This window comes from Azospirillaceae bacterium (assembly GCA_028283825.1).
Taxonomy (GTDB): domain Bacteria; phylum Pseudomonadota; class Alphaproteobacteria; order Azospirillales; family Azospirillaceae; genus Nitrospirillum.
In genome coordinates, this window is sequence record JAPWJW010000003.1 from 790,439 (window position 1) to 801,809 (window position 11,371).

Consider the following 11,371-nt stretch of genomic DNA (forward strand, 5'->3'; position numbering starts at 1 on the left):
GCACGCCAGGGGCACAAGCCTGTTCCGCTACTTCGCCGCCTCATAAACCTTGCGGCCATCCACCCAGGTGGAGCGCGGCTTGATGTCCGCGATCCGGCGGAATGCCACCGTCAGGGGATCGGCGCTGAGGATGACGAAGTCGGCATGCAGGCCGGGCTTCAGCATCCCCACCTCCCCCTCCATGAAGCCGGCGTAGGCGGCATCGCGGGTGAAGCCGGCCAGCGCCTGTTCCCGCGTCAGCCGTTGGTCCGGCAGCCAGCCGCCAGGGGGCTGGCCCTTCAGATCCTGGCGGGTGACGGCGGCATAGAGACCCAGGAAGGGATTGACCTTCTCCACCGGGAAGTCGGAGCCCAGCGCCAGCCGCGCGCCCGATTGGACGAAGCGCTGCCAGGCATAGGCGCCGGCCAGGCGGTCATGGCCCAACCGCCGTTCCGCCCACGGCATGTCGGAGGTGGCGTGGGTGGGCTGCATGGAGGCGATGACGCCCAGCTGGCCGAAGCGGGGAATGTCCTCCAGCGCCACGATCTGGGCATGCTCCACCCGCCAGCGGTGGTCGGTGGCCTTGGCATCGGCGCCCAGCGCCTGGGCGTAGGTGTCCAGCACGGTGCGGTTGCCGGCGTCGCCGATGGCATGCGTCGCCACCTGCAGGTGGCAGCCCTTGGCCTTGGCCACGATGCGGGCATAGTCGGCGGGGTCGGTCACGTAGATGCCGCTGTTGCCAGGGTCATCGCTGTAGGGCCGCAGCAGCCGCGCGCCCCTGCTGCCCAGGGCGCCATCGATGTACAGCTTCACGCCACGCATGCGCACACGGGCCGTGGGATCGGTGTAGCCGCCGTTACCCAGACCGCACAACCAGTCCAGCGCCTCATGGTCGCCATCGGCCAGGGTGTAGAGGCGCACCGGCACCTCCCCCTTGGCCGCCATATCCTGCAGCACGCGGAAGGACTGCAGGCTGATGCCGGGCTCATGCGCGCCGGTAAGGCCCAGCGACACCATCTCGGCGAAGGCCAGTTTGTAGTCCTGGCGGATCTGCACGTCGGTGCGCGCGGGCATGGCCTCGTTCACCAGGTCCATGGCGTTGTCGATGAAGACGCCGCTCGCCTTGGCGCCGGCGCGCACGATGCGCCCGCCTTCCGGCTGCCAGTCGCCGTCCAGGCCCTTGGCATCAGGCCGCTGCGCCATCAGGCGCAAGGCGGCGCTGTTGACCCAGACGGCATGGCCATCCACCCGATCCAGCCGCAGGGGCCGGTCGGGAAAGGCGGCGTCCAGGTCGGCCGCCGTGGGAAAGGACTTGTCCGGCCAACGATTCTGGTCCCAGCCCCAGCCCTCCAGCCAATCGCCCGGCGCGACCTTGGTCGCCTGGGCCTTCAGCCGCCTCAGGATTTCGGCCTTGGAATTGGCACCGGACAGATCGGCGGTCAGCAAGGCCCCGCCCTCATCCTGCACATGGCCATGCGCGTCGATCAGGCCGGGCACCACCGGGGCGCCCTTGGCGTCCACCGTCGCGGCACCGGGATAACGCTTCACCAGGTCGGCCGTATCACCCACCGCCAGCAGGGTGCCGGCCTCATCCCAGGCCAGGGCGGTAGCAGCAGGATGGTCCGGATCCTCGGTATGGATACGGGCGTTGACCAGCAGCGTTGGTGCCGCCTGGGCCTGGGTTCCCAGCAATACGAATGCCGACACCGCCGCCAAAAGACGCCTGCCCGCCATCATTCCCCCTAAACCCCCGGTTTCGTTGGCACCAGGGTACAGCGGAAAAGCTTGCGGTCAAATCACAGGAACGGCGCCACCGCCGCCAGGAAGGCCTTGGGCGCCTCGATCATCGGGGCGTGGCCGCTGTCGGGGATGGTGACCAGTTTCGCACCGGGAATGCCGTCGGCGTAGAAGCGGCCATCGACCGGGGGCAGCAGCTTGTCCTCCGCCCCCCACACCACCAGGGTGGGAATGGTGATGCCGCCAAGCTTGCCATCCACCGCCTCATCCAGCAGCGCCGGGTTGCCGTAGACGGAATGGATGGTCCAGGCGTCGCCCTTGGCGATGCTCCACGCCAGGCCACGCTTCAGGGCATCGGCCCCCTGGCTCCAGCTTGGGTCATGGAAGATGGCACCCAGCAGGGCCTTCTGCCCGGCCAGCGAGGCCGACGGCGGCTGGCCCGCCGGCTTCGGCCCGAAGGCCTTGGCCATGGTCTCGTGCCGGCCGGCGGCGTCGCACAGCACCAGCTTGGACGGCTTGGGCAGGGCCAGCGCCGGGTCGGCCGCGACACCGCCCAGCGCCTGGATGGCGTACTGCGCCGAAATCCAGCCGCCCAGGGATTCGCCCATCAGGGTGAAGCCGCCCTTCACGCCCTTCTGCCGCAGGAATTCGCCCAGGAAATCCACCCAGGTCTGAATGGCGTAATCGATCTGCGGCTTGTCCGAGGCGCCGAAGCCCAGCAGATCCATGGCCAGCACGTGATGGGTCTTTGCGAGATCCCCCACCACCCGGCCCCAGTCACCCATGGCGCTGCTGCCCAGCCCATGGACCAGCACCAGGGTCGGGCCCTGTCCGGCCTCGTAATAGCGGATGTTGGCGCCGAACAACGCGATGGATTGCGGATCGCCTTCCGGCCGGACGGCGGCGGGCTTCGCCGCCTCGGCCGCCTGCGCCACACCCAAGGGTGCGCCCATCAAACCGGCGGCCACCAAGACCGCCCGCAGCACCAGACTTGCCCGCATGATCCCCACCCCGTTCATCGTGACCGGCCCGCCCCACCGGCGGACGAACAGGGTGCATCGCCTGGTTCAACAACAGCAAGACCTGTCAGGACGGCGCCACCGGCATCCGCCATAGTGCCGGCATGAACCAGCCACCGCCCCGCACCGACCGCCTTGCCGACCTGCTTGCCTGGATTGAGGACAACCTCGACCAGCCATTGACGCTGGAGGCCATCGCCGACCGCGCGGCGCTGTCGCCCTATCATTTTTCCCGCCTGTTCACGGCCCGCCTGGGGCGCAGCGTCATGGCGCACGTGCGGGGCCGGCGGTTGGTCAGGGCGGCACAGCGCCTGGCACGCGATCCGGACATACGCCTGATCGACCTGGCGTTCGATTGCGGCTTTGAGTCCCAAGAGGCTTTCACCCGCGCCTTCGGACGCGTCTTCGGCGTGGCGCCCGGCCGCTTCCGCAAGGGCTTCGCCGTCACCCCATTGGAAGGACAATATCCCATGAGCATGCCCGATGCCGTCGAGGTCAGCGTCGCCCAACTGCCCGACCTGGTCGCACTGGAGGCCTTCACCGTCGCTGGCCCCAGCCGCCGCTTCGACGGGGCCAGCAAGGCCAACATTCCCCAGCTGTGGTCGGCGCTGATCGGCGCCCTGCCCTTCGCTGGGCAGGTACCCAGCTGGGCCACCTATGGCGTGGTGTGGGGTGCTGATCGGGCGGAGGGCAGCTTCGACTACATGGCCGGCGTCCGTGTCCGGGCCGATATCGCCCCGCCGGCGGGTTTCACCGCGCTGGCCATCCCCGCCGCCCGCTATGCCGTGTTCCGCATCACCCTGAACGGCGGCGCGCTGCATCCCCAGGTGAAGACGGCCATGGCCCGGATCTGGGGCGACCTGATCCCGGCCTCAGGCCTTGACGTGGCGGACAGCCCGGATTTCGAACTCTACGACAGCGAATTCGCGCCCACCCGCCCCGGCGCGGTGATCGATTTCCACGTGCCGGTCGTGGCGTAGGGTCAGTGCCCCTTGACCGGCCCGCCGTCCTTGCGCCGGCCGGTCAGCGCCGCGATGACACCGTGGAAGGTGCGCACTTCCTGTTCCGTCATATGGGCGCGTTGCAGCAGGTTGCGGATGTTGCGCACCATGCTGGGGCGTTTCTCCTCAACGGTGTAGAAGCCGGTGGCGTTCAGTTCCGCCTCCAGATGCTCAAACAGATGGACCAGTTCCTCCTTGGTCGCCGGGCGGGAGTTGCCGGTGTACAGCTGCCGCGCCGGCCCCTTCTCTTCCGCCTGGAACCATTCGTGCGCCACCAGCAGCACGCATTGCGCCAGGTTGAGGGATGAGAAGCCCGGGTTCAGGGGAATGGTGATGAGGGTGTCGGCCAGCGCGATGTCGTCGTTCACCAGGCCGGTGCGTTCCGGCCCGAACAGGATGCCGACCTCACGCCCCACCTGGGCATGCGCCCGCATCTCCGTCGCCGCCTCGCGCGCCGTCAGCACGGTCTTGACCATGTAGCGGGGCCGTGCCGTGGTGGCGTAGACCTTCTGCAAATCGGCGATGGCGTCCTTGGTGCTTTCATAGACGCGGGCCTTGTCCAGCACCAGGGTGGCACCGGCCGAGGCCGACACCGCCTTCTCGTTGGGCCAGCCGTCGCGCGGGTTCACCAGGCGCAGGTCGGTCAGGCCGTGGTTCAGCATGGCGCGCGCCACCGTGCCGATGTTTTCGCCCAGCTGGGGTTCCACCAGGATGACGGCCGGGCCGCCGCCGGTCCCTTCACTGCCCTCCGCCTCCGTCTGGGAGGCCTGGGACTTGGCGAGCATGCGGCGGTCGGTTCCACTCATGGCGAACGGGTCTCTTGACTGGGCCCCTCACGCGGTGGGGACGGTGGCCCCGGCGCGGTAGAGACAATAGGTGATGCTGTCGAACAGCGCGTTGAACGACGCGTCGATGACGTTGGCGGATACCCCGACGGTAACCCAAGGGGCGCCATCGGGCATCCGCGTTTCGATCATGACGCGGGTCACCGCCTTGGTGCCGTCCTGGGGGGTCAGGATGCGGACCTTGTAGTCGACCAGCCGCATGCCGTCCAGTTGCGGGTAGGCCGGCAGCAGGGCCTTGCGCAGCGCTGTGTCCAGCGCGTTCACCGGCCCATTGCCCTCCGCCACCGTCATCAGGGCGTCGGCCACGCCCGGCACCTCCAGCTTGGCGGTCGCCTCCGACAGGGTGACCAGCTCACCGCGCAGGTTCCAGCGGCGCTCATCCAGCACGCGGAAGGAGATCAGGCGGAAATAGTCCGGCAGCTGGCCCAGTTCACGGCGGGCCAGCAGTTCAAAGCTGGCTTCCGCCCCGTCATAGGCGTAGCCCTCGAACTCCCGCCGCTTCACCGTTTCCACCAGCGCGCCCACACGCGGGTCGTTGGGCTCGATCGCGATGCCCACCTCGCGCAGGCGGGCCAGCACGTTGGCGCGGCCGGCCTGGTCGGACACCAGCACGCGCCGGCGGTTGCCCACCTGCTCCGGCCGCACATGCTCATAACTGGTGGGGTCCTTCTCCACCGCGGAGACGTGCAGGCCCCCCTTGTGCGCGAAGGCGCTTTCGCCGACATAGGCCGCGTGCCGGTTGGGCGCGCGGTTCAGCCGATCATCCAGCAGGCGGCTGACATGGACCAGGCGGCTCAACCCCGCCTCATCCACGCCGATGTCGTAGCCCATCTTGAGGGACAGCGTGGGGATGAGGGAGATGAGGTTGGCGTTGCCGCACCGCTCCCCCAACCCGTTCAGCGTGCCCTGGATCATGCGGGCGCCGGCGCGCACCGCCGCCAGGCTGTTGGCCACCGCGTTCTCGGTATCGTTATGGCAATGGATGCCCAGGCGGTCGCCGGGGATCACCTGCGCCACGGCGGCCACGATGGCCTCCACCTCATGCGGCAGGCTGCCGCCGTTGGTGTCGCACAGCACGATCCAGCGCGCCCCGCCCTCATAGGCCGCGCGCACGCAGGCCAGCGCATAGTCGGGGTTGGCCTTGTAACCGTCGAAGAAATGCTCCGCATCGAACAGCGGCTCGCGACCCCGGCTGGCGGTTTCCGCCACGCTGTCGCGGATGAGATCCAGGTTCTCGCCCCGCGGGATGTTCAGCGCCACGTCGACATGGAAGTCCCAGGTCTTGCCCACCAGGCAGACGCCGGCGCCTTCGATCCCATTGGTGGCGTTGAACAGAGCGTTCAGCCCCGGGTCGTTGCCGGCGCTGCGCCCTGGGCGGCGGGTCATGCCGAAAGCCGTCAGCCGGGCGCGCTTCAGCACCGGCGGGTCGGCGAAGAAGGCATCGTCGGTGGGGTTGGCGCCCGGCCAGCCGCCCTCGACATAATCAATGCCCAGCGCATCCAGCTCCCGCGCGATGGCGGCCTTGTCGGACGCCGTGAAGTCCACGCCCTGGGTCTGCGCGCCATCGCGCAGCGTGGTGTCATAGAGATAGATGCGGGTGCGAGCAGTCATAACCGGGCCAAATAACGAAACGGAGTTGCGACAATGGCCCATCACACGCAACGAAGCAACCCTGGCAAGCCATAGGCGGCGGCATGGCGGCCCTGCCGGAGGACGCCGCCGCCGCCGGCGCCGTCACCGGGCAAAGTACGTACCTCAAACAGTCTTACCCATCCTGGGTTATTCAAACTAGCCAGATAAAGTACCCGACATGGCGAAGACACCGTGAATGTCATTTTAACAAATCATAAAATCCGGTCCCACATTCAAAATATTCGCTCCCCTTCATTGTCCCCATATTTTCCGTTCCTATACTTCCGATACGGAAGCGAGACCAGACGTCGCCGTCCTTGACATGAACATCGAAATCGATCGCCCGCATTTAATTTTATTGATTTGGCGGCAGAAGCAAATGATGCGCCCGACGCCATTGGCTCCCCGATCAATTTCCACGCCGCGGCCCGACCAGCGCCGACCGCTTATGGAGCACCCGATGACCCTTTGGCTGAACCTGACCTTGCGCGGCAAGGTGCTGACCTCTTTCCTGGCCGTCCTGCTGCTGATCGCCACGCTGGGCGGCACGGCCTTGTGGTCCTTACACTCATTGGGGCGGACCACCGGCACCCTGGCCAACCAAGCCCTGCCCAAGACGGTGATGTTGGGTGAATTGATCGACACCTTCAGCCGCTACCGTCGCCTCGACCTGCGCATGGCCCTGGCCGGCGCCGTCCACGACGTGGACGACATCACGGATAGCAAGAAGCAGTTGGCCGAAACCCGGCAGCAGGTGGACACCATCCTTGCGCAATACCGCGCCACCGTGGCCCCCGCCACCGAGGAGGCGCAATTGCTGGCCGCCTTCAGCGACGCCTGGCAGCAATACATCCCGGCCACCACCCAACTGTCCGTCCTGGTGGACGCCGGCAACGGTGGCGCCATCCAGGATTTCGTCTCCGGTCCGTTGAAGGACGCGTTCTTGCGGGTGATCACGCCGTTGGGCAAGACCCTGGAATGGAACGGCACACACGGTCAGGAACTGGCGGCGTCCGCCGCGAGCACCCAAGCCGCAGCCCGCACCGCCGTGCTGGTGGTGCTGGGGGCCAGCCTGCTGCTGTGCGTGGCCGTCATCGTGTCCATGGCCCGTACCGTCGCCCGGCCGCTGACCGACATGGCGGGGGCGCTGGGGCGCCTGGCCCATGGCGACCTGGACGTGAGCCTGGCCGCCACCAACCGCCGGGACGAGGTCGGCCTGCTGGGCCGGGCGCTGGCGGTGTTCCGCGACAACGCCCTGGCGGTGAAACGCCTGGAGCGGGAACAGGTGGCGATGCGCGAACAGGCGGAGCAGGAGCGCAAGGCGTCACAGGCCGCCGTGGCCGACGCCTTCGAGGCCCAGGTCGCCAGCCTGATCGACGCCCTGGCGGGGGCCGCGCGGGAGATGAAGGACACGGCCGACGCCATGGCCGAGGCCGCCGGCGTCACCCGCGACCGCTCCACCTCCGTCGCCGGGGCGGCCGTGCAGACCTCCGCCAACGTGCAGATGGTGGCGACCGCGTCGGAGGAACTGGCGGCCACGGTGCAGGAGATCGCGCGCCAGGTCGAACGCTCCCGCGAGCAGGCGCAGGGCGCCATCAGCGACTGCGCCGCCTCCACCGAAGTGGTGGGCAAGCTGCAGGAAAGCACCGACAAGATCAGCGACGTGGTGGAGATGATCGCCGGCATCGCCGCCCAGACCAACCTGCTGGCCCTGAACGCCACCATCGAGGCAGCTAGAGCGGGGGAGGCCGGCAAGGGCTTCGCCGTCGTGGCATCCGAGGTCAAGGCCCTGGCCACCCAGACCGCCAAGGCGACGGAGGATGTGACTGCCCAGGTGGTGCGCATCCAGTCGTTGACGGAGCAGACGGCGGGCGCCATCGCCGGCATGCAGCGCGCCATCACCAACATGGCCGACATCGCCATGGCCATCGCATCCGCCGTGGAGGAGCAGAACGCCGCCACCCGCGAAGTGGCCCGCGGCATCACCGAGGCCGCCAACGGTACCGAGGACATGACCCGCAACATCACGGCGGTCAGTGCCGCCGCCGCCACGACCGGCAGTGCGGCCACCCAGATCCGGGGAACGTCGGGCAGGCTGGCCGAAAACGCCAACGTCCTGACCGGTGCCGTGCAGCGTTTCCTGGGCACGGTGCGCGCCGCCGCCTGACCCCTTCGGGGTTCATCCCATTGGCCAGAGGCCGCCCCTTGGCACCAGGGGCGGCCTTTTTTTGTGCGTGCGCCAAAGAAACGTCGGGAAACCGGCAGGGATCAGACATGGCGCGGCGATCATAGGCAGTTTTCGCCGATAGCCCGAGCATGCCGGCACCATTAACCAAGTAAACTTCATAATGAATGCATTTCCATATTGCGTCGCAACATACGAAACATCTACTTTGGAGGTAGATACGTATTTTGAGCGGCCGGCTCACTATTGAGTGCTTCTCAAAATATTTGCATAAAATTTTATTTAAATGGACTGCGGAGCGCCGACCCGGGCAGCCCGGGCTTGGCCCTTGTCCGTCGTCCGCCGCATTGTAGGAGCTTGGTACCCATGACCCTTTGGCTGAACCTCTCGCTGCGCGGCAAGGTCCTCGCCTCTTTCCTGGCGGTTCTGCTGCTGATCGCCACCCTAGGGTGCGCCGCCTTATGGTCCCTGGGCTCACTGGGGCAAGCGACGGACACGCTGGCCCGGGACGCGCTGCCCAAGTCGGTGCATCTGGGCCAGTTGATGGAAAGCCTGAACCGCTACCGCCGTCTGGACCTGCGCCTGGCCCTGGCCGCCGTGGCGCACGATTCCGGGGACGTGCAGGGCGCCAAGGCCGACATGCCGAAGACCAAGGCGGCGGTGGACGCGGCCGTTCGTCTCTACGCAGGAGAGGTCGCCCCCGGCACGGCGGAGGCGAACCGTCTGCGCACCTTCACCGATGCCTGGCAGCACTACACCGCCGCCACGACCAAGCTGGTGGCCTTCATCGACGCGCATGACGATGCCGGCATGCAGGGCTTCGCCTCCGGCCCCTTGAAGGAGGCCTTCCGCGCCGTCATAACGCCCCTGACCGACACGTTGGAGGCGCAGGGCCGTCGAGGCCAGGAATTGGCACGGGATGCGGCGGCCACCCAGGCCGCCGGCCGCACCACCGTGCTGGCGGCGTTGGGCGCCGGCCTGATCCTGTGCATCGCCGTCATCGTGGCCATGGCCCGTACCGTCGCCCGCCCCCTGACCGACATGACCGGCGCCTTGGGCCGTCTCGCCCAGGGCGACTTGACCGTGGCCCTGCAAAACAGCGATCGCCGGGACGAGGTCGGCGTGCTGGGCCGCGCCCTAGCCGTGTTCCGCGACAACGCCCTGGCGGTGAAGCGGCTGGAGACGGAGCAGGCCAGCTTGCGCGCGCAGGCCGCCCGCGATGCCAAGGCGGCACAGGACGCCATCGCCGACGCCTTCGAGGCCCAGGTGTCCGGCCTGATCGACGCCCTGGCAGGGGCGGCGCGCGAGATGAAGGACACGGCGGACAGCATGGCGGAGGCGGCGGGCATCACCCGTGACCGCTCCAGTTCCGTCGCCGGGGCCGCCGTGCAGACCTCCGCCAACGTGCAGATGGTGGCGACCGCGTCGGAAGAGCTGGCGGCGACCGTCCAGGAGATCGGCCGCCAGGTCGAACGGTCCCGCACCCAGGCACAGAACGCCATCACCGACTGCGCCACCTCCGCCGAGGTGGTGGGCCAGTTGCAGGACAGCACCGCCAAGATCAGCGCGGTGGTGGAGATGATCGCCGGCATCGCGGCGCAGACCAATCTGCTGGCCCTGAACGCCACCATCGAGGCCGCCCGCGCCGGGGAGGCCGGCAAGGGCTTCGCCGTCGTGGCCAGTGAGGTCAAAGCCCTGGCCACCCAAACCGCCAAGGCGACGGAGGATGTCACCGCCCAGATGCAGCGCATCCAGGTCTTGAGCGAACGCACGGCCGGCGCCATCGGCGGCATGCAGGGCGCCATCACCGGCATGGCCGATATCGCCATGGCCATCGCCTCCGCCGTGGAGGAACAGACCGCCGCCACGGCGGAAGTCGCCCGCGGCATCAACGAAGCCGCCACTGGGACCGAGGACATGTCCCGCAACATCACGGCGGTGAGTGCGGCCGCCGCCACGACCGGCAGTGCCGCCACCCAGATCCTGGGCACATCCGGCAAGCTGGCGGAGAACGCCACCGTGCTGACCGGCGCGGTGCAGCGTTTCCTGGGCACGGTGCGCGCAGTGGCGTGAGGGAAATTACTGCCCCATCAATGGCGCCTGACCGGCCATTGATGGGGCAGCCCTATAATCAACTTACAGCAGGTCGTAAGTGATCGCCGCACCACCAGCGCCATATCCGCTGGCACCACCGGAAGATACGATCAACAGCCCTACCCCCGCCGGCAAACGAAGGCTGAATCCCAGGTTGTCGGAACTATTCTGGGCGGGCGTCGCCAGGTTGGTGAAAAGTATCCGCTGGCTTCCATCAGGATAGCTCGCCACCAGATGAATCAATCCGTTGGCGGTAGTCCATATCGCGGTCGTGCGAATGATGGCGCCGTTCACATTCGATGCGGCAGTAAAAACCGTCGCACTCCCGTTTACCGGCATTATTTGAGTAAAATATCGTGCACCAACCGGCTCTTCGGCTTTGGCCACGGCAACACCGGTGAACAGAAGGGCAGAAGCCAGGAATAAAGATTTGAATCGCATAATCCACCTTATCGATTGCCAATGCGACAGGATTGCATACGACTTTCCGCGAAGCCATATATTAGCAAAAATATAACAATGCAAAACTCATAGGTGCTTCGCGAACGATGTCACCAGGGAACCGCCGCCCCCTGCCAGGGCAGGTATTGCAGGCCGGCCGCCACCCGCTTCACAGGCAGGACGTTCACTAGGCCGGGGGGCCGCCCTGGATAGTCAGCGGCGCGTTACAGCCTTGGTGCCCCGATACAGTTCGCGCAAGCCCTTCTGGTTGTTGGCGATGCCGCCTTGGCCTGACCACATCACGCCGACCAGGCCGGTTGGTAAGACCGGCGGCAAGGCCCCTGAAGCGCGGCCTCTCGCGGGGTGTGGCGGTGCCGCTACACCCCGCCAGCGGCGCCGTTGCCCCCCGCCCGACCATCGAAGCCTGTGCGGACGACG

General features: G+C 67.4%; 8 protein-coding genes. 3 read left to right on the plus strand and 5 right to left on the minus strand.

Features of this window, described 5'->3' with window-relative positions; all coding sequences use genetic code 11:
• Window positions 1-27: 27 nt before the first annotated feature.
• Together PW843_15625 and PW843_15630 are read right to left on the minus strand one after the other, a co-directional pair.
• Complete coding sequence (locus PW843_15625) at window positions 28-1,686, minus strand: amidohydrolase (GenBank protein MDE1148030.1); 1,659 nt, start codon at window positions 1,684-1,686, stop codon at window positions 28-30.
• An 89-nt stretch (window positions 1,687-1,775) separates the two neighbouring features.
• Entirely contained in the window at window positions 1,776-2,717 is a 942-nt protein-coding gene (locus PW843_15630) for an alpha/beta hydrolase (protein ID MDE1148031.1), read from the minus strand.
• A 122-nt stretch (window positions 2,718-2,839) separates the two neighbouring features.
• On the opposite strand from PW843_15630, the gene PW843_15635 reads away from it, so the two are divergent.
• The gene (locus tag PW843_15635) at window positions 2,840-3,715 is read left to right on the plus strand and encodes an AraC family transcriptional regulator (GenBank protein ID MDE1148032.1); all 876 of its coding nucleotides are present in this window, start codon (window positions 2,840-2,842) and stop codon (window positions 3,713-3,715) included.
• A 2-nt stretch (window positions 3,716-3,717) separates the two neighbouring features.
• Here the strand turns inward: PW843_15635 and PW843_15640 are convergent, their stop codons facing one another.
• Entirely contained in the window at window positions 3,718-4,542 is an 825-nt protein-coding gene (locus tag PW843_15640; GenBank protein MDE1148033.1) for an RNA methyltransferase, read from the minus strand.
• Window positions 4,543-4,569: 27 nt separating this feature from the next.
• Complete coding sequence (gene cimA / locus PW843_15645; protein MDE1148034.1) at window positions 4,570-6,192, minus strand: citramalate synthase; 1,623 nt, start codon at window positions 6,190-6,192, stop codon at window positions 4,570-4,572.
• Window positions 6,193-6,673: 481 nt separating this feature from the next.
• On the opposite strand from cimA, the gene PW843_15650 reads away from it, so the two are divergent.
• Together PW843_15650 and PW843_15655 are read left to right on the plus strand one after the other, a co-directional pair.
• On the plus strand, window positions 6,674-8,380 hold the full coding sequence (locus tag PW843_15650; GenBank protein ID MDE1148035.1) for a methyl-accepting chemotaxis protein: 1,707 nt from the start codon (window positions 6,674-6,676) through the stop codon (window positions 8,378-8,380).
• 384 nt (window positions 8,381-8,764) lie between these two features.
• Window positions 8,765-10,471, plus strand: a complete 1,707-nt coding sequence (locus tag PW843_15655; GenBank protein ID MDE1148036.1) for a methyl-accepting chemotaxis protein — start codon at window positions 8,765-8,767, stop codon at window positions 10,469-10,471.
• Between the two features lie 63 nt (window positions 10,472-10,534).
• Here the strand turns inward: PW843_15655 and PW843_15660 are convergent, their stop codons facing one another.
• Window positions 10,535-10,933 (minus strand): hypothetical protein, encoded by a 399-nt coding sequence (locus tag PW843_15660; GenBank protein ID MDE1148037.1) that lies wholly within the window; start codon window positions 10,931-10,933, stop codon window positions 10,535-10,537.
• Window positions 10,934-11,371: the final 438 nt, after the last annotated feature.